Annotated in this window: 22 protein-coding genes; 11 read left to right on the forward strand and 11 right to left on the reverse strand. The window is 58.6% G+C overall.

Annotated elements, in window-relative coordinates:
• Positions 1 to 8 precede the first annotated feature (8 nt).
• Together AC2FEE_RS04125 and AC2FEE_RS04130 are read left to right on the forward strand one after the other, a co-directional pair.
• Positions 9 to 929 carry an ABC transporter permease gene (locus AC2FEE_RS04125; RefSeq protein WP_480591420.1) on the forward strand — a complete coding sequence of 307 codons (921 nt, stop codon included), beginning with the start codon at positions 9 to 11 and terminating at the stop codon, positions 927 to 929.
• Positions 926 to 2,233 carry an ABC transporter permease gene (locus tag AC2FEE_RS04130; RefSeq protein ID WP_496863238.1) on the forward strand — a complete coding sequence of 436 codons (1,308 nt, stop codon included), beginning with the start codon at positions 926 to 928 and terminating at the stop codon, positions 2,231 to 2,233. The genes AC2FEE_RS04125 and AC2FEE_RS04130 overlap by 4 nt, the downstream gene beginning before the upstream one ends.
• 36 nt (positions 2,234 to 2,269) lie before the next feature.
• Here the strand turns inward: AC2FEE_RS04130 and AC2FEE_RS04135 are convergent, their stop codons facing one another.
• The 10 genes from AC2FEE_RS04135 to AC2FEE_RS04180 all read right to left on the reverse strand — a co-directional run bounded on the left by AC2FEE_RS04135 (position 2,270) and on the right by AC2FEE_RS04180 (position 13,515).
• On the reverse strand, positions 2,270 to 4,180 hold the full coding sequence (locus AC2FEE_RS04135) for a beta-galactosidase (RefSeq protein WP_496863240.1): 1,911 nt from the start codon (positions 4,178 to 4,180) through the stop codon (positions 2,270 to 2,272).
• Positions 4,177 to 5,037, reverse strand: a complete 861-nt coding sequence (locus AC2FEE_RS04140; protein ID WP_496863241.1) for an SMP-30/gluconolactonase/LRE family protein — start codon at positions 5,035 to 5,037, stop codon at positions 4,177 to 4,179. The genes AC2FEE_RS04135 and AC2FEE_RS04140 overlap by 4 nt, the downstream gene beginning before the upstream one ends.
• The gene (locus AC2FEE_RS04145) at positions 5,034 to 5,639 is read right to left on the reverse strand and encodes a 2-dehydro-3-deoxy-6-phosphogalactonate aldolase (protein WP_496863242.1); all 606 of its coding nucleotides are present in this window, start codon (positions 5,637 to 5,639) and stop codon (positions 5,034 to 5,036) included. Before AC2FEE_RS04145 ends, AC2FEE_RS04140 begins: the two co-directional genes overlap by 4 nt.
• On the reverse strand, positions 5,636 to 6,529 hold the full coding sequence (locus AC2FEE_RS04150; RefSeq protein ID WP_496863243.1) for a 2-dehydro-3-deoxygalactonokinase: 894 nt from the start codon (positions 6,527 to 6,529) through the stop codon (positions 5,636 to 5,638). The genes AC2FEE_RS04145 and AC2FEE_RS04150 overlap by 4 nt, the downstream gene beginning before the upstream one ends.
• A gap of 4 nt (positions 6,530 to 6,533) precedes the next feature.
• Positions 6,534 to 7,301, reverse strand: coding sequence for an SDR family NAD(P)-dependent oxidoreductase (locus AC2FEE_RS04155; protein ID WP_496863244.1), 768 nt, complete (start codon positions 7,299 to 7,301; stop codon positions 6,534 to 6,536).
• Positions 7,301 to 9,010: an IlvD/Edd family dehydratase gene (locus AC2FEE_RS04160; protein ID WP_496863246.1), complete on the reverse strand. Its 1,710-nt coding sequence runs from the start codon at positions 9,008 to 9,010 to the stop codon at positions 7,301 to 7,303. Before AC2FEE_RS04160 ends, AC2FEE_RS04155 begins: the two co-directional genes overlap by 1 nt.
• Before the next feature lie 13 nt (positions 9,011 to 9,023).
• On the reverse strand, positions 9,024 to 10,364 hold the full coding sequence (locus AC2FEE_RS04165) for an alpha-glucosidase/alpha-galactosidase (protein WP_496863248.1): 1,341 nt from the start codon (positions 10,362 to 10,364) through the stop codon (positions 9,024 to 9,026).
• 21 nt (positions 10,365 to 10,385) lie between these two features.
• On the reverse strand, positions 10,386 to 11,234 hold the full coding sequence (locus AC2FEE_RS04170) for a carbohydrate ABC transporter permease (RefSeq protein ID WP_496863250.1): 849 nt from the start codon (positions 11,232 to 11,234) through the stop codon (positions 10,386 to 10,388).
• Between the two features lies 1 nt (position 11,235).
• On the reverse strand, positions 11,236 to 12,159 hold the full coding sequence (locus AC2FEE_RS04175) for a carbohydrate ABC transporter permease (protein WP_496863251.1): 924 nt from the start codon (positions 12,157 to 12,159) through the stop codon (positions 11,236 to 11,238).
• Between the two features lie 96 nt (positions 12,160 to 12,255).
• Entirely contained in the window at positions 12,256 to 13,515 is a 1,260-nt protein-coding gene (locus AC2FEE_RS04180; RefSeq protein WP_496863253.1) for an ABC transporter substrate-binding protein, read from the reverse strand.
• Between the two features lie 140 nt (positions 13,516 to 13,655).
• Here AC2FEE_RS04180 and AC2FEE_RS04185 point away from each other — a divergent pair, with 140 nt between their 5' ends.
• From AC2FEE_RS04185 to AC2FEE_RS04225, 9 genes are all read left to right on the forward strand, one after another.
• On the forward strand, positions 13,656 to 14,462 hold the full coding sequence (locus AC2FEE_RS04185) for an IclR family transcriptional regulator (RefSeq protein WP_496863255.1): 807 nt from the start codon (positions 13,656 to 13,658) through the stop codon (positions 14,460 to 14,462).
• The gene (locus AC2FEE_RS04190; RefSeq protein ID WP_496863257.1) at positions 14,459 to 15,517 is read left to right on the forward strand and encodes an ABC transporter ATP-binding protein; all 1,059 of its coding nucleotides are present in this window, start codon (positions 14,459 to 14,461) and stop codon (positions 15,515 to 15,517) included. Before AC2FEE_RS04185 ends, AC2FEE_RS04190 begins: the two co-directional genes overlap by 4 nt.
• Positions 15,518 to 15,675: 158 nt before the next feature.
• Positions 15,676 to 16,635, forward strand: coding sequence for a dihydrodipicolinate synthase family protein (locus tag AC2FEE_RS04195; RefSeq protein ID WP_496863258.1), 960 nt, complete (start codon positions 15,676 to 15,678; stop codon positions 16,633 to 16,635).
• Positions 16,626 to 17,558, forward strand: a complete 933-nt coding sequence (locus AC2FEE_RS04200; RefSeq protein ID WP_496863259.1) for a 4-hydroxyproline epimerase — start codon at positions 16,626 to 16,628, stop codon at positions 17,556 to 17,558. Before AC2FEE_RS04195 ends, AC2FEE_RS04200 begins: the two co-directional genes overlap by 10 nt.
• Positions 17,555 to 18,793 (forward strand): NAD(P)/FAD-dependent oxidoreductase, encoded by a 1,239-nt coding sequence (locus AC2FEE_RS04205; protein ID WP_496863260.1) that lies wholly within the window; start codon positions 17,555 to 17,557, stop codon positions 18,791 to 18,793. The genes AC2FEE_RS04200 and AC2FEE_RS04205 overlap by 4 nt, the downstream gene beginning before the upstream one ends.
• 9 nt (positions 18,794 to 18,802) lie before the next feature.
• Positions 18,803 to 19,828, forward strand: coding sequence for a trans-3-hydroxy-L-proline dehydratase (locus AC2FEE_RS04210; protein ID WP_496863261.1), 1,026 nt, complete (start codon positions 18,803 to 18,805; stop codon positions 19,826 to 19,828).
• Positions 19,829 to 19,952: 124 nt separating this feature from the next.
• Positions 19,953 to 20,654, forward strand: a complete 702-nt coding sequence (locus tag AC2FEE_RS04215) for a tetratricopeptide repeat protein (protein WP_496863262.1) — start codon at positions 19,953 to 19,955, stop codon at positions 20,652 to 20,654.
• A gap of 12 nt (positions 20,655 to 20,666) precedes the next feature.
• Positions 20,667 to 21,104 carry a hypothetical protein gene (locus AC2FEE_RS04220; RefSeq protein WP_496863263.1) on the forward strand — a complete coding sequence of 146 codons (438 nt, stop codon included), beginning with the start codon at positions 20,667 to 20,669 and terminating at the stop codon, positions 21,102 to 21,104.
• A gap of 241 nt (positions 21,105 to 21,345) precedes the next feature.
• Positions 21,346 to 23,559, forward strand: a complete 2,214-nt coding sequence (locus AC2FEE_RS04225; RefSeq protein WP_496863264.1) for an NADP-dependent isocitrate dehydrogenase — start codon at positions 21,346 to 21,348, stop codon at positions 23,557 to 23,559.
• 276 nt (positions 23,560 to 23,835) lie between these two features.
• On the opposite strand, the gene AC2FEE_RS04230 is transcribed toward AC2FEE_RS04225, so the two are convergent.
• Positions 23,836 to 24,945: a peptidoglycan-binding protein LysM gene (locus AC2FEE_RS04230; RefSeq protein WP_496863265.1), complete on the reverse strand. Its 1,110-nt coding sequence runs from the start codon at positions 24,943 to 24,945 to the stop codon at positions 23,836 to 23,838.
• Position 24,946 lies beyond the last annotated feature (1 nt).

The following is a 24,946-nucleotide window of genomic DNA, read 5'->3' on the forward strand; positions in this document are numbered from 1 at the left end:
ACGAACACATGCCCCGGTTTCTGAAAGAGTTTTTCAATCGCAACGGCACTGGCATGGGTCTGGCCATATTGGGTCTGGTCCTGTTCTGGACAGTCGGTTTGATCATCCTGCCGCAGTTGTCGATGCTCGACTTTTCGTTCCGTCCGAACCTGCCGCCGCCAGAGATTGGCGGGCCAAAGGACGTCTATACGCTGGAGAACTACAAATACCTGATCTACGGCCCGGAAGGCGGCAGTCAGGACTATAACGCGGTCGACCTGAGGGTCTTTTTCCGCACATTGCTTGCAGCGGTCTGCGTTACGATCTTCAACCTGATCCTCTGCTATCCGATTGCCTATTATCTGGGTCAGTCCAAGGGCAGTCATATCCGCATCTTTGCGATCATGCTGATCATCCCTTATTGGATCAACGAGATTCTGCGGGCCTTTGCGCTACGCATTATCTTTGGTGAGACCGGTGTGTTGAATACACTGTTCATGGGGCTTGGCATCTGGGATACGCCGTTTGATTTTATCCGCAATGACATCGCGCTTTATGCCGGTCTGGGCTATGCCTACATCCTTCTGATGATCTTTCCGATGTACAACGTCATAGAAAGCCTGGATAAAAACCAGATCGAGGCTGCGCGTGACCTTGGTGCGCCTTGGTGGCGGATTCACTGGCGAGTGGTCATACCCTATGCCAAGCCGGGCATCAGTTCGGGCTGCACCATGGTCTTCATGCTGTCCGCAGGAGCGCTGGCCGCGCCGCAAATTCTGGGCGGGCCGTCAAGCTTGTGGTTCACGCAGCTGATCTATCAACAGTTCAACGACAACAATGACTGGCCGCAGGGGGCCGCCTACGCCATCGTGCTGCTGGTGACCTGTATCCTGTTCGTGCTGGCAATGATGCGCCTGTTCAAGGTGAACATGGGGGATATCGGGAAATGAACAATTCCTTCCTCCGCATAAGCATCTGGGTCTATCTGGTCATCTTCTTCCTGTACCTTTTGGGTCCGCTGGTGATCATGTCGGTCACGGCGTTCAACTCTTCGGTTTTCCCAAGGATGACGCCGTGGGAATGCCTGACCTTCCAGTGGTTCGGAGAGCTGTTTCAGGACCAGCGTATCCTGAACGGCATCAAGAATTCACTGATCATCGGCGCCGGGACGGTTGTCTTGTCGGTGGCGATGGGTCTGGCGGGCGCGCTAATGTTGACGCAGATCTGGCCCAAGCTGCGCGCGACATATTATACGGTCATCATCGCGCCGATCCTGATTCCGGGCGTGGTTCTGGGTATCTCGACCCTGGTGTTCTGGGACCGGATCAACCGGATGCTGGGACTGGGCGCGGACAGCGTATTGTCGAACGGGATTTTCCTGACGGTGATCGGTCAATCCACCTTTATCGCCAGCTATTGCATGCTGGTGCTGGTGGCGCGGCTGCAGCGGTATGACGTGGCGCTGACCGAGGCGGCGCTGGATTTGGGTGCCAGCCACGCGCAGGCGTTTCGGAAAATCCTTTTGCCGTTCATGCGCCCGGCCATTGCCTCGGCCGCGGTGTTGGCGTTCCTCGCCTCGTTCGAGAACTACAACACCACCACTTTCACCTTTGGCGAATATCCGACGCTGACCATCGAACTGGCACAAAAGGTGCGGTATGGCATCACGCCGGCGATCTCGGCTCTGGCCTTCATCATCGTGGCGCTGACCGTGTTCTTCGCCCTGCTGAACGAAGCCAAGCTGAAACGGCAGGAATTGGTTGCCGCCGCGCGCAAGAATGCCACTGTCGAGGAACTGGCGGGCAAGATCAAATTGCCCAGCTTCTTTTCCGGCAATATGGCAGCGGTTCTGGTGGTTGTTTTTGCCGTTGCCACGATCACCCTGATCGGCACCGCGACGGCTTACAACCCTGGGCAATGTATCGCCGACGTGCGAGAGCAGAAGCAACTGGAAGCCCAGCAGCGCATCGAGGAGTTGCGTAAACAGCGCGAAGAACAGCGCAGACAGCGTGAGGAAGAACGCAAACAGCGCTTTGAAGGCGTGTTTGAGCCTGGTGATCTACAACCCGGAACAACGGAAGAGGAAGCAGAGCCAGACGCCGGCACCAATAACTCTGGTTTCGGGAACGTATTTGCACCGAACACCTTGGGCAGTGATGGTGAAGAGGGCGAAACGGAACCAGAAACGCCGCCTGCCGGCAATGGCGGCTTCGGCGGGGCTTTTGACCCAAACAGCCTGCAAAACGATCAGTAAGCTTCGCGCCTGACTGAAACCCGCGCGCCCGGAGAGTTACCCCTCTTCGGGCGCGTCCTTTTTCAGAACGAGCACATCGCAGGCGCCAATCTCATGCCCGTTCCAAGATACGGGGACAGAGGTGTAGTTGATCAGAAAAACGTGTTGTTCAGTCTCGCGTCGCCGCAATCCTTCGGTCAGCGGATACAAAGTCAGTCCAACCTCTTGCGCCGCCATTGAGATCACCCGGTCCCAAAGGGCCTCATCCGGGAACCCGGACAGATACCACACCCCGTTTTCTCCCTTCAGGGCGGGTGTTCCGTTGGTATAGGTCAAGAAGTTATCGGCACTGCCGGACAGACGATCAACCCAGTGTAGGACAGCACCGCCACCAACCACGTCGCGTTGCACATTGGGGGGCAGGGTCTCGACCAGATCAACCTCGCAGTCCAGTCCGGACAAGCCGGGGCGCCCCGTTTCAGGGATTTGGAAGTCGTGCGTGATGGCACCACTGCGCGGGCCATAGAGTGTCAGCTCGCCTGGGTGCTGTTTGACCCGACCGTCCAAGGTGGCCAGCCCGGGGGCGAGGATCAGTTTGTAGCCTGCCTCGGGTGTTTCGGATGTGGACAGTATATCCACTGACAGCCCGGCACGCCGCAGTGCACGATAGGCCGAGAACACCAGCCGGAAATAGTTGAACCCGGCCCCGTGTGGCTGGGTTGTCCATGCCCAGTCCGATGCGTAGTCGAACAGAATGGCCACATCTGCCTTTGTCTGTGTGACAGCGCCCAGTTCTGCCAGATCATCGGCTGTCTGACGGGCTTCGGCCAATGCCGGGGCAGGTGCGTTGTTCGGGGTCAACAAGCCCGCGTGCATTTGTTCCTGTGCGAATGGGGCCTGCCGCCAACGGAAATAACTGACCACTTCAGCCCCATGCGCCACCGCCTCGAGCGACCACAGGCGCACCATGCCGGGCAGGGGGGCGGGATTATACGGCGCCCAGTTCACCGGGCCGGGCTGCTGCTCCATCACCCACCAGCGGCCCCGGCCGACAGCACGATACAGGTCATGGTGAAAGGCCTGCATGTCTGGGTCGCCCTGTTGCAGGAATGCGGTTTTATGTGCCTCGTCAGCCTCTAGCCGGTCGGACAGAAAGCCAATCGGATAACTGTCCCATGTCGCTATATCCAGATCGGCGCCCAGCTTGAAATGGTCAAAGTCCAGAATCCGACCCATATAGTTATGCAGCAGCGGCGCATCGGTCAGCGGGCGCAGGACGTCGACCTGCGCCTTGTTGAACACCGCCACCTGATCCGAGCTGAAGCGGCGAAAGGCCAGAACGTGGGCGGGGTTGGGCTCGGTCACGGTCAGGTTGGGCAGGCCGATCCGATCAAAGCTGTCGTACTCCATCGACCAAAACACATTACCCCACGCAGTATTCAGAGAGTCGATGGACTCATACTGCTCCGCCAACCATCGTTGAAACGCCTGCAAGGCTGGTTGGCTGTAGCTGACGGTAGTTTCGTGGCACCCATATTCATTGTCAATCTGCCAGGCTGCGATGTGCGGGTTGCGCCCGTAACGTTCTCCCATGATCCGGGCAATCCGCTCACACTCGGCGACATAGCCTTCGTGGCTAAAGCAGTAATGCCTGCGTGACCCAAACTTGCGCGGCTGCCCTTGAGCATCCACAGCCAGCAGATCGGGGTGTTTTTCCAGCATCCAACGCGGTGGCGTCGCCGTGGGTGTGCCCAGTACCACATTCAACCCCGCGTCCCCCAGAACCTCAATCGCTCGATCCAGCCAGTCAAAATGCAGATCACCCGGTGCGGGCTCCATCCGGCTCCAGGCGAACTCACCGATCCGCACCCAACTCAGGCCGGTTTCCACCATGCGGGCAGCGTCCTCGACCCACATCTTTTCGGGCCAGTGTTCAGGATAGTAGCAAACGCCGAGTTGGGGCTTCATAGAAGGACTCTGTGTTCGGCTTGTCCTTTACCGGTGCCGCGGGCGCAAAAGGTCATGCCATTGGTTGGGTGTTTCGCCAAGGTGTCTGCGTCCAGCCCCTCGCGGGCGCTGGTGCAGAATAAAGTTGTCAGGTCATCGCCGCCAAAGGCGGGGCACGAGGTATGAGTGGCCTCGAACGCGACGGCCGTCATGAACTGGCCCGCAGGGGTATAGGCTGCTACGCGGCTCGCGCCCCATTGGGCGATCCAGATATTGCCGTCAGTATCGACCACCGCCCCATCCGGGTTCAGCCCATCGACGCGGAAGTCCAGAAAAACCGCACTCTCGCCCTCGGGCCAGCCAGTATCCGGGTTCAAGGGCAAGCGCATGACCTGTTTTCGCGCTGTATCTGCGTAATAAGCGCAGGACCGGTCCGGGACGAAGCAGATCGCGTTTGAGATCGTGACATCTGGCACCAGTTTCTGCAATTCGCCCTGCCAATAACGATAGATCGCACCTGCGCCGGGTTCTGCGCCTTTGCCCATCGTGCCGATCCAGAACCCGCCCCAAGGATCAGCGCGCCCGTCATTGGACCGGGTGATCGGGTTGTCCGCCTCAAGCAGGGTGATCAGCTCTTTTTGCTTAGTCCTCAGGTTGAACCGCCAAAGCCCCGTTTCAGAGGCGATCAACAGCGTCTCTGCGTCGATCCAGCCCGCGGAAGAGACATGTTCGTCGAACTGCCAACTGCGCGGTTCACCGTTTTCCCGCGTCATTAGCTTCTTGCCCACAATATCGAACCAGAAGAGCTGTTGCCGCTCGGGGTGCCAAAGCGGACCCTCGCCCAGTTCACAAGGGCGGTCGTCGTAAATGGCGCTCATGCGGCGGCCTCGTCATAGGCGGCCACGATCCGCGCGGCGCGGTCCGCGACCTCGGCGGCCGTCATGTCGGGTTTGAACAAGGCCGACCCGATACCGAATCCGTCGGCTCCGGCCTTGATCCACTGATCGAAATTTTCAAGTCCCGCACCGCCAACGGCATAGACCAGTGTGCCTTTGGGCAGCACTGCGCGTAAGGCTGACAGCCCCGCTGGCCCAGCCAGAGCGCCGGGGAAAAGCTTCAACCCGGATGCGCCGGCATTGAGGGCGGTAAACGCCTCGGTCGGGGTGAAGATGCCGGGCCAGCTTTCAAGTCCCAGTCGGTGCGTGTGCGAGATCACCTGCGCGTCGCAGTTTGGTGACACGATCAGCCTGCCGCCAACCCTGGCCACTTCATCCACCTGGTCCGTCGTCAGAACGGTGCCTGCGCCGATCAACGCGCGGTCGCCGAATTCCTTGGCCAGAATACCGATTGAGTCCAACGGATCGGGCGAGTTGAGCGGGACTTCGATATTGTCGATCCCGGCGTCGATCAGGGCCTGCCCAGTGGCAGCGGCGTTTGAAGGGTGCAGGCCACGCAGAATAGCGATGATAGGGCGGTTCATGCGGTTTGCCTCGTCAGGTTGCGGGCCTGCAGCAGGCCAGTCAGAGTGCAGTGAGTGCTGTTGGCGGTTTCGGCGAACGCGCCCTGTTGTTGCAGGGCTTTGGCATAGATGTCGGACAATCCCTCGGCGCCGATGATCGCCAGTTGCTGGCCCAGCCAATAGGGGCGGGTCGCGGCCAGCTCCGCGCCAATCAGATAGCCTGAAAGCTGTGCCCTGGTGATACCGCTGTCCTGGCCTTGCAACAGATCAGCGGCGCGCAGGCCAAACAACCGCGCGGCCAGTTGCTCGGGTTTGGACAAAGTATCCGCTGCAGCCTCGGCAAAGGCGGCATCGTCCCACCCCTGACCAACCGAGTGTTTCAGTACCGATTGACCCGCCAGCAGGTCGAACATCTCACCGGTCATGAAAGTGCGGAAGCTGACGACCTCTCCGGCGCTGACCTGGACCCATTTGGTGTGGGTGCCTGGCAGGCAAATCACCCCGTCCCAGTTCTGATGGGAGGCCAGAAAACCCGCGATCTGGGTTTCTTCACCGCGCATCACATCGGGCGGCGCAGTTTGTTTTAATCCGGGCACCACGAAGGCGCGGATGCGGGAATCCGTGTACGGAACCCGAAACGGCGCGACCGGCGTGGGTTCACAGGGGACGGCCGAGTAGGGGGCTTCGACCCAACCCTGTCGCGCGCCGACCATGCCGCAGGCGATCACGTCAATCGGCGTGCCATCCAGCCAGCCTTCGATCAGTTCGAACAATGCGGGTTGAAACCCGTCTTTATCCACCCGCACCATGCCCTTACCCGACTGCGCCTGATCCAGCGGGCGGTCGCCTTGCATCGCCCAGGCTCGCAGATGAGACGTTCCCCAGTCGACAGCGATCCATTCTGTATTCATGGCTCTACCCCGTTACCACGACGCCGCCATCGACGGCCATGCATTGCCCGGTCATCGCCCGGCTGGCGTTTGAAGCCAGAAACAAGGTCGGCGCGACCATGTCCTCGGGCGACAGGTGTTCTTTCAGGCACTGGCGGTCCATATGCGCGGCCAGATCCTCGGGCGTGGCCCACATATCCAGCTGTTTCTGAGTCAGAACCCAACCGGGGGCCAGTGCGTTGACGCGGATGTTCTGCGGGCCCAGTTCGCGGGCCAGAGACCGCGTCATGCCCGCTATCCCGGCATTCGAGGTCGTGTAGATCGGATATCCCGCATTGCCCATCATGTAGCTGATCGAGCTGAAATTGACGATCGCCCCACCCTTGCCCTGCATCTGCCGGGCGGCTTCCTGACAAGCAAAGAAATAAGCCTTGAGGTTTACCTCGATCATCCAGTCCCAGAATTCGGTCGTTGTCTCTTCAAGCGAGTGGCGTTTATCGTTCGCCGCGTTGTTGATCAGCACGTTCAGCGGGCCATGCGCCTCGGCCGCCTTTTGCATGGTCGCGTGCAGCAACTCGGTATCCGTCATGTCGCCCTGCATGAACAACGGCGCACGGCCGTGTTTGTCGCGCATTTCATCGACGAACCCGCTGGCATCAGACCGCCCGATGAAGGCGACATTGGCGCCCTGCGCGAGGAACCCGTCGGTCAGAGCGGCGCCAACGCCCGAGCCGCCGCCGGTAATATAGACCGAAGCCCCGTTGAGGTCGTGGAAAGTGGCTGGTTGATCCATCAGTGGCTCTCTCTGGTGACAAGGCGGGTGTCTTTGCCGACAAGGAAATCAAGATCCGCGCCCTGATCGGCCTGCAGCACGTGGTCAATATAGAGTTTCGCATATCCGCGGGTGTAGTGTGGGTCGTCCGGTTGCCATGCGGCGCGGCGGGCGTCCAGTTCCTTTTCGTCGACCAACAACTCCAACTCCCCTTTGCGGGCCGACACCCGGATGCGATCACCGGTTTTAACCAGCGCCAGCGGGCCACCCGCCTGCGCCTCGGGGCTGACATGCAGGATGACGGTGCCAAAGGCGGTGCCGGACATACGGGCGTCCGAGATACGGATCATGTCGCGGACCCCGTCCTTCACCAGCTTGGCCGGGATCGGCATATTGCCGACCTCCGGCATCCCCGGATAGCCCTTGGGGCCGCAGCCTTTGAGCACCAGAATGGTCTCGGGCGACACCGGCAGGTCGTCGCGGTCGATATTGGCTTTCAGGTCTTCGATGCTTTCGAAGACAAAAGCCTCGGCCTCGGTTTCCAGCAGTTCATCCGTTGCCGCCGAGGGCTTTACGATGGCCCCGTTCGGGGCCAGATTGCCGCGCAGGACACGCAGCCCCGCCGCGGGTTTCACCGGATCGTTGAAGGGGCGGATGACGTCGGTGTTGAAACACTCGGCCCCTTCGTAGTGGGCCGAGATGTCCTTGTTCAGAACCGTTTTGGCAGGGCGCAGAAAGGATTTGAGCTCGTTCAGAACCACCGGTACACCGCCTGCATAGCAGAAGTCCTCCATCAGGTATTTGCCTGAGGGCATGCAGTTCACCAGCAGCGGGATTTCTGATCCGATTTCAAAATCCTTCAGCGTCAGGTCAACGCCCACGCGGCCCGCAAGCGCCAATAGATGCACCACCGCATTGGTCGAGCCACCCAAAGCGGCATTGGCGAGAATGGCGTTCTCGAACGCTTCTTTGGTCAAAATGTCCGAGGGCTTAAGGTCTTCGTCTACCATTTCGACAATCCGCTTGCCGGTCAGATGCGCCAGGGCCATGCGGCGGGCGTCAACGGCGGGCAGGGCGGCATTGGTGGGCAGGCTCATGCCCATCGCCTCGACCAGCGAAGCCATGGTTGAGGCAGTGCCCATCGTCATGCACACACCGGCGCTGCGGGACATGCCGGATTCAGCGCTCATAAAGTCCTGCAGGGTCATTTCTCCGGCACGAACCGCCTCGGAGAATTTCCAGACATCGGTGCCCGAGCCGATATCCTGACCGCGATACTTGCCGTTCAGCATCGGGCCGGAGCTAACGACAATCGACGGCAGATCGACCGAGGCCGCGCCCATCAGTTGCCCCGGAGTGGTCTTGTCACAGCCGCCCAGCAAAACAACCCCGTCTATACCATAAGCGCGGATCGATTCCTCGACATCCATGGCCAGAAGGTTGCGGAACAGCATGGCGGTGGGCTTCATCTGGGTCTCGCCCAGTGACATGACGGGGAATTCGACGGGGAAGCCTCCGGCCTCCCACACACCGCGTTTGACGCCTTCGGCCAAATCACGCAGGCCCGAGTTGCAGGGGGTCAGCTCCGACCATGTGTTGCAGATGCCGATGATGGAGCGCCCGTCAAAGGCGTGATCGGGAAACCCCTGGTTCTTCATCCACGAGCGGTGGATGAAGCCGTCTTTGTCGAGCTTTCCGTACCAATGCTGTGAACGGCGTTTCTTGGTCATTCGCTGAGCCCTTTCAAGCGGCTTTGGCGGGCTGGCACCAGTCAGGTAGCCAGTCTGAATGTGCGGTTAGAAGGTCTGTCACCAAATTGCGGATTTGGCGCAAGTCCAACTCTGCAGCGGTGTGCGGGTCCATCATGGCGGCGTGATAGATGTACTCCGGGTTTTGGTCGACCAGAGCCCGAACGGTCAGTTCCTGCACGTTGATCTGCGTCCGCATCAGGGCGATCAACTGCGGTGGAATGTCGGTGACGACCGAAGGCTGTACGCCGTTGCTGTCTACCAGGCACGGCGTTTCCACTACAGCACCCAAAGGAAGCTGCGGAATCTGGCCGGTGTTCGGCAGGTTGCCGTACGCCGCGTAGGGTGTGTCGGTGACGACGGCGTTCATAAGATCAGCGGCAAATTCGTGGCTGCGAGTGACCTCGATTTCGCGCCCGTCGGTCAGGGTTTTGGCCTGTTCCTTCCAATTGGCCACCTGTTCGACGCAGCGGGTCGGGTATTCGTCCAGCGGGATCGAAAACTGCTCGATCAGGTCCTGCCGCCCATCCTTGATGAACCACGGCACGTATTCCGCCAGATGTTCGGAACTTTCGGTGCAGAAATAGCCCAGATGGTCCATCACCTCATACCGGACCTTGTTAGGGCAGCGCGGCATCAGCAGCGGTGCCTTGGGTATCTGGCCGCTTGCGTATCCTTGCCGTAATGCGGGGTAGAGATCGCGCCCCTGATGCTCCAACCGCAGAAAGAACGCGACGTGATTGACGCCGGCGACCTTGTAACGGAATTCGTCCTTGGGCAGGTCCAGATCATGGGCCAGTTCTTCAATCGTATTCTGGACCGAATGGCAGAGGCCAACATGTTTCAACGCCGGGAATTGCTCGGCCAGCGCCCAGGTGTTGATGGCCATCGGGTTGACGTATTGGAGCAGCGTCGCATTGGGGCACAGCTGCATCATGTCGCGCGCCACATCCCAAAGAACCGGAACCGTGCGCAGGCCGCGCATGATGCCGCCAATGCCCAGCGTGTCGGCGATGGTCTGGCGCAGGCCATATTGTTTGGGAATTTCAAAATCGGTGACCGTGCAGGGTTCATAGCCGCCGATCTGGAAGGCGGTGATCACGAAATCCGCTCCGTCAAGCGCCGCGCGGCGGTCAGTATGGGTTGATACGGTCGCGCCCGACCCGACGGATCGGATCATGGCGCGGGCGACGGCCTCACTTTCAGCCAAACGCTGAGGATCGATATCCATCAGCGCGAAATGGCTGTCGGCCAGCGCTGACGTCAGCAGGGCATCGCCCACGATATTTTGCATGAAGATCGTGGAACCCGCACCGATAAAGGTGATCTTGGTCATATAGCGAACTCCGGTTCGAAGTTATTTGACGGCACCGAGGGTCAGGCCCGCGATGAAGTGTTTCTGCATGAGAAAGAACATGGCAACCGGCGGCAAGGCCGCGACGATAGAGCCGGCGCTCATCAACTGATACGCGGCACGGAATTGCGCGTTGAAGCTGGTGATCCCGGCGGTCACAGGTTGGCTTTCGGCACCTTGCGTAAGGACGACGGCCCAGAAATAGTCGTTCCAGATGAAGGTAAAGATCAACACGCTGAGCGCAGCAATGGCGGGCTTCATCAGCGGCAAGACCACGTACCAAAAAATGCGCCATTCGCTGATGCCTTCAACGCGCGCAGCCTCGATCAGTTCGAACGGCAGCGCGCGAATGAAGTTGCGCATAAAGAGCGTGCAGAAGCCGGTCTGAAAGGCGATGTGGAACAGGACAAGGCCGGTTTTGGTATTGTAGAGGCCAAGTTGCAGGGTCAGGTCGCGCACAGGCACCATCAGGATCTGAAAAGGCACAAAGTTGCCCGCGACGAACATGAAGAAAATCCAGAGGTTCGATCGGAACTTGTAAATCCCCAGCGCGAAGCCGGTCATACAGCTGAGCGCGACGGCTCCGATCACTGTGGGTATAGTGATCAGGAACGAGTTCAGTAGGTATCGCGGCATGTCCGAGTTGAAGAAGACCTGCCCGTAGTTGAACGCTCCTTCGAAGCTTGACGGCATACCCCAGTAGTTCGCATTGGTGAAGTCCGCGGCCGGTTTGACCGAGAACAGGGCAACCGCCAGCAGCGGACCGAGCCACAGCAGCAAAGCCAGAGGCAGCATGGCCTGATAGCTGATCTGCGCAGTACGGGATTGTTTTTCTATAGGTTTGGGAAACATCTCAGTGCCCCCTTTCTTCGCGATACATCGACCACAGGAAGTAGGCGATGAAGCAGAGCATGATCAGGAACAGGACCACGGCGATGGCGGCACCATATCCCATGCGGAAACCGTATTCGGACAGCGCGACCTCGAACATGTAATAGGCCAGCACGCGCGATGATCCGAAAGGGCCGCCTTGCGTCATGATCGAGATCAGGTCGAAGGAGCGTAGCGCGCCGATGATGGTTACGACGAAGGCAATGAAGGTTGCGGGGCGCAGTTGCGGCAGGATGATGTGCCAAAGCATCCGCAAGCCCTTGGCCCCGTCCAGCCGCCCGGCTTCGATCTGTTCGGGGTCCACGGCGTTTAAGCCAGTAAGATAGAGGATCATGCAATAGGCCGTCTGCGGCCAGAGACCGGCGAAGATGATTCCGTAGGTCACGAAGCGTTCGTCACCGAGGACATTCAGCGGGCCGAGGCCGAAAAGGCCGATAATTTCATTCAACAGGCCGAAGGTTGGGTCATAGAACCAAGTGAACACGAGACCCACAACAACCTGAGAGATGACGAAGGGAAAGAAGAACAGTGATTTGTACAGGCGGATGCCCCAGACTGTCTGATTCAGGAGCAACGCAATGAAAAGACCCGCCGGGATTGCAGCAAGATACAAGATGAGCCAGATCAAATTGTTTTTTAGCGAGATGTAAAACGCATCCCGGTCCACCCATTCCCAATAGAGGTCTTCGTAGTTGCGGAACCCCACATATTCGGCTGCCCCAAGACCATCCCATTCGTAGAGCGAGAGGTTGAAAGATTGGAACACTGGGATGATCACATAGACCATGAAGAATAACAGCCCGGGGGCCAGAAACAGCCATGGTGCGATGCGCTGTTGGTTTCTGTGGAACCAGCTTTCCTGTTCGGGGGCTTCAACGGCTGACATGCGGATACTCGGGGGTTAGGTAAAAGGAGTAAGACGGATTACCACCCGCCTTACGCAGATGAGGTGCAGGCCGGGCTTGTGCCCGGCCTGACCGGATTAGTTGTCGTAGATACGCTGACGAGCGCGTTCCAGTTTGGCCAGGATACGGTCGGCGTTGTCCGGCTTGACCATAAACTCCTGGAAGCCTTCCATCGACACTTTGGCCATTTCGGCTGGTGCGTCACGGTCCCAGAACTGAGCCACACCGCCGGGGCTGTTCGACGACAGCATTTCAAAACCTTGTTGCAGGAATTTGTCGTCATCGACTGTGGATTGCGCGTTCACCGGCAATTGGCCGAGGTTTGCGCCATTGTTGATCTCGGACTGTTCGTCGGCGGAGACAACGAAACGCAGGAATTCGCGCGCGGCTTCTTTGTTTGATGCGTTGGCCGGGATGTGGAACGTGTCGGTCGGGGCGTCTTCGGCCAGTTCGACATCGGGGTTGATGGCGACGAACTGATAGAAGTCCAGTTGATCGTCGGACAAGCCAGCTTCACGCAGGGGTGCCACGGCGAAGTTACCCATTAGGTACGCTGCGGCCTCACCGTTGACCATGAAGGGCAGGGCCTCTTGCCAGCTGTAGGTCTGATGATTGTCGATGAACGCGCCCATGTCGATCAACTGTTTCCAGTTGGCGAAGGTCTGCTTGACCCGGTCGTCCTCCCAGCTGATTTCGCCGTTGGCGAGTTGGTTGTGGAAGTCGAAGCCGTTGGTGCGCATGTTCAGGTAGTCGAACCAGCCACCGGCGGTCCACAAGAACTTGGTGCCGATGGTATAGCAAGCACGGCCCGAGTCGATGATCTTCTGGCAATTGGCCAGCTCTTCCTCCCAGGTGGTGGGTTCGGTCAGGCCCAGCTCATCAAAGATGTCTTTGCGGTAGTAAACGCCCCATTGATAATAAGTATAGGGTACGCCCCATTGCTTGCCGTCGATGGTCATCGCGCCCTTGGTCGATGCGAGATTGTCTGCAATTTCGGGTTCGGCCCAAAGATCGGACACGTCTTCGAACAGTCCAGCTTCGACATACGGCTTCATACGGTTGGCCGCATACCATGTGGCGACGTCCGGCGTGTCCGCCGTGAGGAAGTTGCGGATTTGAGTCTTGTACGCTTCACGGTCGATCACCGTGGTTTCAACTTCCAGCCCCGGATGCTGTTCCGCGAATCGGTCGATCATCGCTTCCATCGTCGCGCGGGGCGCCGGGTTTGATGTATCGAGGAAGATCCTCAGCTCGCCGGACAGTTCGGCTGCAACGGGCGCAGCAAGTGCCGCGCTGGCCGCCAACCCCATCGCAGTGCGCTTGAACATGGAATGCATGGTTTCCTCCCTTAGCTTCCATTTTAGTTCCAAATAATGAAACCGTGTTTTATATATTGAAAACTACACATCATATCGGTTAGTCTTGTCAAGACCCTCGTGACAACGGCGATGGGTTAAAGGGAGGAGAACAGGCGCCCGTGGCTGGTGACGGTACAATAGGAAAAGCATGTGACGTGCTGGATCAGGTGGCGGCTTTTGCCCGCCCGGTCCGATTCGCGGAATTGTTGGAGAGCAGCGATTTTCCCAAGGCAACGCTCTATCGGTTTCTGCAGACGCTGACCAATCAGGGGATGCTGTCGTATGACCCTGATCGACAGACCTATACGCCCGGTCTGCGCCTGGTTCGGCTGGCCCATGCAGCGTGGACGCAAAGCTCTCTGGCGCCGATTGCGCGGCCGTTTCTGGATGCGCTCAGTCGGGAAACCGGGGAAACGGTGCATCTGGCGCAGCTTGATTCCAGTCAGGTGCTTTATGTCGACAAGCGCAACGCTGCCCAGCCAATCGAGATGTACTCGCAGGCCGGCAAGGTCGGCCCGGCCTACTGTACCGGAGTCGGCAAGGCGATGATGGCGTTTCTGGACGAGGCGGCGCTGGATCGCGCCGTGTCGCAGCAAAGCTACCACCGTTTTACCGACAAAACACTGACCACTGAGGCCGCGCTGCGCGCCGACCTAGAACTGATCCGCAGCCGGGGATACGCCATTGATGATGAAGAGCATGAGCCCGGCATCATCTGCATTGCCTGTCCGATACTGACTTCGGGCGGGCGGATGCTGGGTGCGATTTCCGTCACCGGATCGACCGAACGAATGGATTTCAATCAGTTGGAAACCTGGGTTCCCCGTGTTCGCCGCGTGGCCGAACAGATCGGAGCCGAAGCACAGGCCTGGCGGTTCCCCGAGACGCGCCGCAGCGCCGACAAAGACAGGATACAAGCGACATGACGGGTGTGACTCTGAACCAGGCGATCAAGCGGTATGGCGAGACGCAGGTTATTCACGGCATTGATCTGGAAATCGAGGATGGCGAGTTCTGTGTGTTCGTTGGTCCCTCGGGCTGCGGTAAATCCACCTTGTTGCGGATGATCGCGGGGCTTGAGGATACCACCGAAGGGCAGATTCACATCGGCGCGCGCGAGGTGACCCATGTGGACCCTGCGAAACGTGGTGTGGCCATGGTATTCCAGACCTATGCGCTGTACCCGCATATGACGGTGGCCGAAAACATGGGCTTTGGCCTGCGCATGAACGGCGTTGCCAAATCCGAGATCGAACAGAAAGTGCAGCAGGCGTCGAATATCCTGAAATTGAACCAGTATCTCAAGCGTAAGCCCAAGGCGCTGTCAGGCGGACAGCGTCAGCGGGTGGCAATCGGGCGCGCGATTGTGCGGGGCCCCGAGGTGTTTCTGTTCGACGAACCTCTGTCCAACCTCGACGCCGAATTGCGCGTAGAGATGCGGGTCGAGATCGCGCGGCTGCACAACGAGATTGGCGCGACAATGATCTATGTTACCCACGATCAGGTCGAAGCGATGACGATGGCAGACAAGATCGTTGTGCTTCGGGATGGCCGGATTGAACAAGTCGGCGCTCCGATGGACCTATATCGCGATCCGGACAACCGGTTTGTGGCGGGCTTCATCGGCTCTCCGGCGATGAATTTTCTGGAGTGCGATTATGCCGACGGCAAGGTTTCACATCCGGCTCTTAACGCGCCGCTGGAAGTGGCGGCCAATGTACCTGCGGACCTGAACAAGGTGACTCTGGGTGTCCGCCCGGAACATATCGAGGTCGACCGCGCAGGAAGCACTTGCACCGTTGATCTGACCGAGGCGCTAGGTGGAGTGAGTTACTCGTACCTGCTGACGCCAAATGGCGACAAGCTGATCGTCGAAGAGCGTGACGACCAGCGCAGCAAGCAAGGCGAGCGGATCGGTCTTGTCGTTCGACCGGAACGCGCGATGCTGTTCGATTCGGAGACCGGCCAGCGGTTCCGATAACCGACACAAAGCAACCCAATTCAAACGCGCCGATCCTCCGATCCGGCGCGTTTTTTCTGCGTTTCAATTTTTCTGGATTTTGTATCCAATATCCGTTATGGCGAATTGAAAGGGCCAACCTGCCCGCCCTGACCCTGCATTTTCAAAGGATAGCTCCGATGTCGAACAACGTTTTCACCGGCACCATGCCTGCACTCATGACCCCTTGTAAGGCGGATCGCACACCGGATTTCGATGCATTGGTGCGCAAGGGGCAGCAGATGATTGATGCGGGCATGTCGGCGGTGGTCTATTGCGGGTCGATGGGCGACTGGCCGCTGCTGACTGACGAACAACGAATGGAAGGTGTTGAACGCTTGGTCGCTGCAGGGCTGCCCGTCGTGGTTGGTACCGGGGCCATCAACTCCAAGTCCGCCGTGGCCCATGCCGCACATGCGCAGAAGGTCGGTGCTGTCGGCCTGATGGTGATCCCGCGAGTGCTGTCGCGCGGCACGTCTCCGGTCGCGCAAAAGAACCATTTCAAGGCGATCCTGTCTGCCGCGCCGGATGTACCTGCGATCATTTACAACAGCCCGTATTATGGTTTTGCCACGCGCGCCGATCTTTTTTTTGCTCTGCGTGCCGAGCATCCCAACCTGATCGGGTTCAAGGAGTTCGGCGGCAAGGACGACCTACGCTATGCGGCCGAGAACATCACCAGCCAGGACAATCAGGTGACGTTGATGGTGGGTGTCGATACCGAGGTCTACCACGGCTTCGTCAACTGCGGCGCGACTGGGTCGATCACCGGGATTGGCACAGCTCTTCCGCGCGAGGCCATGTTGCTGGCGGCCCTGTCCCAAAAGGCAGCACAAGGCCATGCCGAGGCGCGCCAGCGGGCGCAGGAATTGACCGAGGCAATCCAAGTGCTTTCCAGCTTTGACGAAGGCCCCGATTTGGTGCTGTATTACAAGCATCTTTTGGTGCTGAACGGTGAACAGGAATACCGTCTGCACTTCAACGAGACGGACGAGTTAACCGATGCACAGAGAAATTACTGTGAACAGCAATACGACCTGTTCCGTGCTTGGTTCGCCGATTGGTCAAAACAGGGTGGGGTGATCGCTGAATGCATGTGATCGACAGCCATACCGGGGGTGAGCCGACGCGGGTCATCTTCGACGGTGCGCCGGATCTGGGTTCTGGCCCGCTGGTCGAACGTGCCCGCAGGCTGGCGACGGAACATGAAGGGTTTTACCGATCGATCATGCTGGAACCACGTGGCCAACCGGCCATGGTCGGCGCGCTGCTGGTCGAGCCGGTCGATCCGTCCTGCGTGACCGGAGTGATATATTTCGATGTGGACGCCGTGCTGGGGATGTGCGGCCACGGCACCATCGGCCTTGCAGTCACGCTGGCGCATTTGGGGCGGGTTGGTGTCGGACGACACAAGATCGAAACGCCTGCGGGTGTCGTGACAGTAGAGCTGCACGATGCCAACACCGTCACCGTCATGAATATCGAAAGCCGCCGGGTCCACCGTGATGTGGTGTTGGATGTGCCGGGCTATGGCCCGGTGACCGGGGACGTTGCCTATGGCGGCAACTGGTTTTTCATCGTTGATCCCAGCCCAATCCCGGTTGAGACCGGCAATATCCGGCAGTTGACCGATATGACGGTCTCGATCCGCAAGGCCTCAATCGCGCAAGGCATAGGAGGAGAGCAGGGCGAGCCAATCGACCACGTGATCTTTCAGGACGCCTCCCCCGATCCGGACGTCCACAGCCGCAACTTTGTGCTGTGCCCCGATGACAACTACGACCGCTCACCCTGTGGTACCGGCAGTTCGGCGCGACTGGCCTGTCTGGCTGCGGACGATGCGTTGGCCCCCGGAGAGGAAATCGTTCAGCACAGCGTTATCGGCAGCGCCTATCGCCTGTCCTATCAGCAGGGTGTGAACGGAGGGGTCATCCCCTCGATCACAGGGCAGGCTCATGTCATGGCCGAGGCGACCTTGAATTTTGATGCAAACGATCCGTTCAAGGCGGGCATAGAGCTATGACGAAGCAGGTCGTTGTGATCGGGGCCGGTGTCATCGGCATCACAACGGCGCTGGAGCTGCTGCGCCGGGGCCATTCCGTTGTGGTTCTGGATCGAGAGGGCGTTGCCGCACAAGCCTCGGCCGGGAATGCGGGAGCCTTCGCCTTTTCCGAGGTTGAACCCTTGGCGACTCCAGGCATCATGAAAAAGGCACCGAAATGGCTGCTGGACCCGCTCGGGCCGCTGTCTATCCCGCCCGCTTACGCGTTCAAGATCGCACCGTGGATGATCCGGTTTTGGCGGGCAAGCCGCCCGGGCCGTTACAAGCAACTTTTGCACGCTCAAGCCAGCCTGATGGATCTGTCTAGCGCGGCCCTAACCCGATTGATTGCCTCGGTGAATGGCGAGGCGATGATGCAGCGCGACGGACAGATGCAGCTTTATGAAAGCAATGCAGAGTACTGTGCCAGCCTGCCCACATGGGACGTGCGGCGCCAACACGGCATAGACTTCGAACTGCTGGAAAGCCCTGAAGCGATTGCTGAAATGCAACCCGGCCTCAGCCCTCTGTTCACCCATGCAGGGTTTACGCCGAACTGGATCAACACCGTTGATCCCAAAAAATGGGTCGAGCATCTGGCGCAGACGTTTCAGAGCCGGGGTGGCCGGATCGAGCGCCAGGAAATCTGCGCACTGACCCCGTTAGATAGTGGCGTACGGATCACCCTGACAGAACGTGAGGTCGAGGCGGACAAAGTCGTCTTGTGCGCCGGGGCGTGGTCGCACCATCTTGCGCGGACACTTGGCGATCACATCCCGCTGGAAACTGAACGCGGCTACAACACGACCCTTCCTGCGGGCGCGTTTGACCTGCGTATGCATCTGACGTTCTCAAGCCACGGATTTGTGGCCAGCCGGATCAATGGCGGCGTGCGGATCGGCGGCGCGGTTGAACTGGGCGGATTGGAACTCTCCCCAAACTTCAAACGGGCTGACACGTTGCTGAAGAAAGCGATGCAGTTCATGCCGGGTCTGAACACGGAAGGCGGTACGCAATGGATGGGCTTCCGCCCGTCGCTGCCCGACAGTCTGCCGGTGATTGGGGCCTCGCCACAGGCAGGGGCCGTCATCTACGCTTTCGGCCACGGTCATCTGGGCCTGACGCAATCGGCAGGAACTGCCGAACTGGTCGGCGCCTTGATTGACGAACAACCCGCCCAGATTTCCCTGACCCCATTCTCGGCCTCCCGCTTTTAAGGACAGGAAATGCGCAGCAGCAAGACCATTCATGTGATCTCGGCCCACGCCGAAGGTGAAGTGGGTGACGTGATCGTCGGCGGTGTTCAACCGCCACCCGGGGCAACCCTCTGGGACCAACGCGCCTTCATCGCGCAAGACCAGACCCTGCGAAATTTCGTACTGAACGAGCCGCGCGGTGGCGTGTTCCGGCACGTGAACCTGCTGGTGCCGCCGAAACATCCCGATGCAGACGCGGCATTCATCATCATGGAACCGGAAGACACACCGCCTATGTCCGGTTCGAACTCGATCTGTGTGTCCACAGTTTTGCTGGATGGTGGGATCATTCCGATGCAAGAACCCGAGACCCAGTTGACGCTTGAAGCCCCGGGTGGATTGGTGAAGGTCCGGGCCGAGTGCCGAAACGGCAAGGCCGAGCTCATTTTCGTGCAGAACCTGCCGAGTTTTGCCGACAAGATTGCAGTTCCGCTGGAGGTTCCGGGCATCGGCACCTTGACCGTGGATACAGCCTATGGCGGCGACAGTTTCGTGGTGGTTGATGCGGCAGCGCTGGGGTTCACGATTGTAGAAGACGAGGCCCGCGACATTGCACGCATGGGGGTGGCCATTACCAATGCGGCCAATGAACAGCTTGGCTTCTCCCATCCCGAGAACCCGGATTGGGATCATATCTCCTTCTGCGCCTTTTGCGGGCCATTGGAGAAAACCGAAACCGGGCTAACCGGCAAATCTGCAATCGCCATTCAGCCGGGCAAGGTTGATCGATCCCCCACCGGCACGGCGGTCTCGGCGCGGATGGCCCTGATGGCCGCAAAGGGTCAAATGACGGTCGGCCAGACATTCGAGGCGGTCTCGATCATCGGTTCACGCTTTACCGGACGGATTGTCGAGCAAGCCCAAGTCGGCGACCGCCCAGCCATCATCCCCGAAATCAGCGGCCGAGGCTGGGTCACCGGCACCCACCAACACATGCTGGACCCTGATGATCCCTGGCCCGGCGGGTATCGGTTAAGCGATACGTGGGGTGTGTGATCAATCCAGGCGATCGCTCATGTGTATTTTACGTAACACTTACTAATAGTTGACGGGCAACGCTTTTAAGTTTCGACAGCAAGATACCACTTAAAGGTGAGTTATTTGATTGTTTGGAGCTTTGATGCACATACGTATTGCTGCCCTGATTTTCGTGATTTCAGCACTGTTTCTGGCGTATAATCCGCCGTCCCGGTCAGAGGCGAAGTACGCCGAATTGAATGCGATTTGTCTGGGAAACAAAGGCGGAACAACGACTGTGGTGTCAGCTTGTAGTACGCTGATGGAGGCCGACGGTGTTACACCTGAACGACGTGGTGTACTTCTGAGAGCCCGCGGATGGGCTTACTACTGCGACGAACAGCACGAAAAAGCGCTCTCGGATTACTCAAGTGCACTGGCATTGCTTCCGGACGATGGCATCACAATTCTGAGGCGCGCAATTGTGCAAGACGCCTTGGGAAACACGCAGGCTGCGGAGGCCGACTTTGCCAAAAGGCTTCTGATGGATCCAGACGGCAGGGATCCATTGTTCTACAAGGCCAAGTTTGACCAACGTCATGGGAACACTCCTGCAGCAATTTCGGGGTATGAGAAGGTTCTAAAGGTTGAGCCGGGTCACCGCGAAGCAGGCAGGCGACTGATAAATGCTCATTACGAAATCGGTGGATTTGACGGTTCCGCCCAATTCTCGCGGCAAGCTAAACAGCGCTGGCCAGATGAGGAATGGGTGCACATCTTTCAGACTGTTTTCGACGTTGAACACACCGGCCATCACGAAAACGCATTGGAGGCTGCATCAGAATGGGCTCGTTTGCGCCCTTAAAAGCGTACGAAGTTGTACCTACCAGCCTTTGTTCACCTAAGGATTGGCGATGAAGACAAGGGTATCGAATACGTAAAGAAACTGGATGCTTTTGAAACTGCGGAAGGTCCGTCAAGACAAGCACTCTTCGGCAGGTGGCACACCAATGCAATCCGATGGTACTTGTGGGGAAGCAGCGAAGAGTCCCTCCACCGCGCCGAAATCTATATGGATATAGGCCGAGCGGACTTGGCGGTGGCAGAGTTTGAGACAGCTGTGAACAGCCTTGGGCGTGCAGGTCGCAATGCGCTTTTAGATGAATTCCGCAAAGCAGGGGTATCCGTTCCAAAGCAGGCCTATGCGGGATCAACAATACACGTCAACAACGCGATTTCCGACTACGTTTCGCAGGCCGTCACAGAGTCGTCGTTCAGCGAGTTTGGCTCACTAGGCTCAACCAAGCAGAAATGACATTGGCTTGGATGGTTGGGAAGTAACCTCACCTAACCAAAGTAACCCAAGAGTTTGTGCAGCCCGTGTCAATTTGCGCCCCTCTAAAGGATTGATCCGAAACTCAACCTGTTTTAAGGGAGGCCCTGTCAAATCAGAGTCACCATTGGGGCGGTAGGATTCTCGCGCCCCATCTCAAGCCACGAATACGTGGCACACTCTTGGATCGCACGCCCCGAAAGGCTTAAAAAGGTAAAAGAATATGGCAGAAAAATCGAACTTCGATGTATTGTATACCATTGTAGACGAAGCGCCCGAGCTGGCCAGCGCGTCGTTCCTGCCCATCATTCGCAAGTTCGCCTCGGCGGCGGGCGTCAGTGTTGGCACCAAGGATATTTCGCTGGCGGGCCGTATTCTGGCGACCTTCCCGGAAAACCTGACCGACGCACAGCGCATCACTGACGATCTGGCCGCGCTGGGTGAATTGGTGAAGACGCCCGAGGCCAACGTGATCAAACTGCCGAATATCTCGGCCTCGGTTCCGCAACTGGTGGCTGCGGTCGAAGAACTGCAGGCACAAGGCTACGACATCCCGAACTATCCTGAAGAGCCTGCAAACGACGCAGAAAAAGCCGTTCGCGCCCGTTACGATGCCATCAAGGGCTCGGCCGTGAACCCGGTTCTGCGCGAGGGCAACAGCGACCGCCGTGCAGCAAAAGCAGTGAAAAACTACGCTCAGAACAACCCGCATTCGATGGGGGAATGGGCTTCGTCCAGCCAGACCAAAGTCTCATCGATGTCGGATAACGATTTCTACGCAAACGAGAAATCGGCGACCATCACTGCGGCGCAGGCTGGCGACGCAAAGATCGAGTTCGTCGGCAAAGACGGCAGCGTCACCGTTTTGAAAGACGGTTGGACGCTGGACGAAGGCACTGTAGTCGACGCGACCTTCATGTCGGTCAAAGCCCTGTCTTCGTTCCTGGCTGAGGCTATCGAAGACACCAAGAAAGACGGCACCATGTTCTCGCTTCACATGAAAGCGACCATGATGAAAGTGTCGGATCCAATCATCTTTGGTTACGCGGTCAAAGCGTGGCTTGCGCCGGTATTCGACAAGTTCGGTGCCGAGTTGGACGCACTGGGTGTGAATCCGAACTCGGGTCTGGGTGACCTGCTGGATCGCGTCAAAAACAACGCCGAGATTGTGGCCACCATCGACGCCCTGAAAGGCGAGCGTCCGTCGATGTATATGGTCGACAGCGACAAGGGCATCACCAACCTGCACGTGCCGTCTGATGTGATTATTGACGCCTCGATGCCTGCCGTGATCCGCGCAGGCGGCAAGGGCTGGGATGAGACCGGTGCCAAGGGTGACTCCAACTGCGTGATCCCGGACCGCTGCTATGCCAGTGTCTATGACGAGGCCATCAACTTCTTCAAAGCGAATGGCGCGCTGAACCCGGCCACCGCTGGTGCCGTTGCCAACGTTGGTCTGATGGCGCAGAAGGCTGAGGAATACGGCTCGCACCCGACCACGTTCCAGGCCCCTGCAGACGGAACTATCCGCGTCGTTCTGGCCAATGGTGATACACTGCACGAGCATGCGGTTGAAAAGGGCGATATCTGGCGGTCCTGCACCGTCAAGAAAGCCCCGATCGAGAACTGGATTCAACTGGCGATGGACCGTCAGCGCCTGACCGGGTCCGAGGCGATCTTCTGGCTGGACGAAAACCGCGCCCATGACGCCGAACTGATCAAATACGTCAAACCGGCGCTCGAGACCGCTGGCGTGGCTGACAAATTCCAGATTTTGGCGCCGCGTGAAGCAACCCGTCAGTCGCTGGAGACCATTACGGCGGGCAATGACTCGATCGCGATCACCGGCAACGTGCTGCGGGATTACCTGACCGACCTGTTCCCGATCCTGGAGCTGGGCACTTCGGCCAAGATGCTGTCCATCGTCAAGCTGATGAATGGCGGTGGTCTTTTCGAAACCGGTGCCGGTGGTTCGGCCCCGAAGCACGTTCAGCAGCTGGTCGAGGAAAACCACCTGCGTTGGGACTCGATGGGGGAGTTCTGTGCACTGGGTGAATCGCTGAACTTCCTGGCCGACAGCAAGGGCAATGCGAAGGCGGGTGTACTGGGTGCCGCGGCCGAGGCCGCGACGCAAGGCATTCTGGACAACAATAAGTCGCCCAGCCGCAAGGTTGGCCAGCCGGACAACCGCGACAGCCACTATTGGTTTGCGCGCTATTGGGCTGAGGCTCTGGCAGCGCAATCCGACGATGCGGATCTGGCTGCTGAGTTCGCGCCCATTGCCAAGGAGCTGGCCGACAAGGAACAGCAGATCCTGGGTGAAATGGCCGCCGCACAAGGCGCACCTGCAGATCTGGGCGGATACTATCACACCGATCCCGTCAAGACCGCAGCCGTGATGCGTCCCAGCGCGACTTTGAACGCAATCATTGGCTGATTGTGAATAGCCACGCCCTAAGGCGTGGCTTTTTACGTTTCAGATCAAAGTCTTGGATAGAAAAAGGGGCTGACCCCCAAAGTCAGCCCCTTTTTGAGTGAGTGGGGAGGCTGGGCCTCACCGGTATAGTTATCTACAGATTACCACTTTGGTAGTTTCCGGGTATTAGGGGTTTCCCGTAGTTGCCTCTGATTGGTTTGCGGACACAGCAGTTTTCAGACAAAAAAAGAGGCCGGTCCTGAGACCAGCCCCTTGGTAGTCAGGTGAACCGAGGGATCAGTTCGACGCTGCCATCAGTTTCTCGTTGTGCTCGCGCAGCGTGTCCGAAACGATGGCGTACCATTCGCCGGATTCCCGCATTTCGTTCAGGCCTTTGTTCAGCATCGCCAGATACTGTTTGCCAAACGGGTTGCTGCGGTGGCTGATGAAACGCAGTGAGGACAGAGATGTCACAAACGGGTTTTCCACCAGGTCGTTCGAGGTAAGGCCCATTTCCACCATGGTGTCTGAGAACAACTGCACTTCGAAGGTTGCAACGTCGGCAGTGCCTGTCAGAACCGCATCAAGGCATTCACGTGCAGTGATCGGTTGCATCAGGGTCATGGAGGTGCCGTCGTGCAGGCCTTCTTGCTCGAGGTCGTGGATGAACCAGCCATCCATACGGCAGATTGTTGCGCCCTCCAGCTGATCAAATGTGGTGGCGCTCGAGTACTCGCTTTCGGGAAGGGTGTAGAAGCCGACTACGATGTCGTAAACCGGCACGGATGCATCGAACTGAGTGCAACGAACTTCCGTTTCCCACGACCATTCGTAGGTCCGGTTGGTGCAATCCGGCATGTTCCACGCCATCGATACGTCAAACGCGCCCAGGGGCAGCAGCGTTTCCAGGTGTGAATTCCAGTCGTCCACGAAGCTGACCGAGTAGTCACGCGCGTTGCCGCCACGCTGCAGCGCTGTGGTACCCAGACGAGTGATCGCGCCACCGCCATTCAGCGATTCATCAGCGAATGGCGCCCAGCCGTTACCAGTCACCAGCTTGATCGGCGGCTGATAGACGCTGGAACGTTTGACACTGGCCGCGCGTGCTTCTTCGGCCGCGATGATTTCCTGAGCGGACTGACCGTTCGGCAGGCTGCCGTCTTCACAGGGCAGGGCCAAAACCAGACCAGGCGCCAGATCGTTTGGGTTGGTGATGACGTTGCGGTTCGCGTTGAAGATCGGCTGATAGTTCGAAGTGCCATAGGCCGCGATGGCGATGGTTGCCATCGTATCGCCGTCCTCGACGGTATAGTTTGTACAGGCTTCCTGTGCGGCCGCGGCTCCGGCGCTAAGGGCAGTGACGGCGGTGGCCGATATCACGACTTTCTTCAGGTTGAATTCTAACATG

This window comes from Ruegeria sp. YTSC199, assembly GCF_059609725.1.

Bases quoted from the DNA above. Each gene is read 5' to 3' on its own strand.
- AC2FEE_RS04130 (WP_496863238.1), top strand. From the start codon at position 926: ATGAACAATTCCTTCCTCCGCATAAGCATCTGGGTCTATCTGGTCATC.
- AC2FEE_RS04195 (WP_496863258.1), top strand. From the start codon at position 15,676: ATGTCGAACAACGTTTTCACCGGCACCATGCCTGCACTCATGACCCCT.
- AC2FEE_RS04135 (WP_496863240.1), bottom strand. From the start codon at position 4,180: ATGAAGCCCCAACTCGGCGTTTGCTACTATCCTGAACACTGGCCCGAA.
- AC2FEE_RS04165 (WP_496863248.1), bottom strand. From the start codon at position 10,364: ATGACCAAGATCACCTTTATCGGTGCGGGTTCCACGATCTTCATGCAA.
- AC2FEE_RS04170 (WP_496863250.1), bottom strand. From the start codon at position 11,234: ATGTTTCCCAAACCTATAGAAAAACAATCCCGTACTGCGCAGATCAGC.
- AC2FEE_RS04140 (WP_496863241.1), bottom strand. From the start codon at position 5,037: ATGAGCGCCATTTACGACGACCGCCCTTGTGAACTGGGCGAGGGTCCG.
- AC2FEE_RS04180 (WP_496863253.1), bottom strand. From the start codon at position 13,515: ATGCATTCCATGTTCAAGCGCACTGCGATGGGGTTGGCGGCCAGCGCG.
- AC2FEE_RS04150 (WP_496863243.1), bottom strand. From the start codon at position 6,529: ATGAATACAGAATGGATCGCTGTCGACTGGGGAACGTCTCATCTGCGA.
- AC2FEE_RS04205 (WP_496863260.1), top strand. From the start codon at position 17,555: ATGACGAAGCAGGTCGTTGTGATCGGGGCCGGTGTCATCGGCATCACA.
- AC2FEE_RS04210 (WP_496863261.1), top strand. From the start codon at position 18,803: ATGCGCAGCAGCAAGACCATTCATGTGATCTCGGCCCACGCCGAAGGT.
- AC2FEE_RS04200 (WP_496863259.1), top strand. From the start codon at position 16,626: ATGCATGTGATCGACAGCCATACCGGGGGTGAGCCGACGCGGGTCATC.
- AC2FEE_RS04125 (WP_480591420.1), top strand. From the start codon at position 9: ATGCCCCGGTTTCTGAAAGAGTTTTTCAATCGCAACGGCACTGGCATG.
- AC2FEE_RS04215 (WP_496863262.1), top strand. From the start codon at position 19,953: ATGCACATACGTATTGCTGCCCTGATTTTCGTGATTTCAGCACTGTTT.
- AC2FEE_RS04145 (WP_496863242.1), bottom strand. From the start codon at position 5,639: ATGAACCGCCCTATCATCGCTATTCTGCGTGGCCTGCACCCTTCAAAC.
- AC2FEE_RS04230 (WP_496863265.1), bottom strand. From the start codon at position 24,945: ATGTTAGAATTCAACCTGAAGAAAGTCGTGATATCGGCCACCGCCGTC.
- AC2FEE_RS04190 (WP_496863257.1), top strand. From the start codon at position 14,459: ATGACGGGTGTGACTCTGAACCAGGCGATCAAGCGGTATGGCGAGACG.
- AC2FEE_RS04225 (WP_496863264.1), top strand. From the start codon at position 21,346: ATGGCAGAAAAATCGAACTTCGATGTATTGTATACCATTGTAGACGAA.
- AC2FEE_RS04160 (WP_496863246.1), bottom strand. From the start codon at position 9,010: ATGACCAAGAAACGCCGTTCACAGCATTGGTACGGAAAGCTCGACAAA.
- AC2FEE_RS04155 (WP_496863244.1), bottom strand. From the start codon at position 7,301: ATGGATCAACCAGCCACTTTCCACGACCTCAACGGGGCTTCGGTCTAT.
- AC2FEE_RS04175 (WP_496863251.1), bottom strand. From the start codon at position 12,159: ATGTCAGCCGTTGAAGCCCCCGAACAGGAAAGCTGGTTCCACAGAAAC.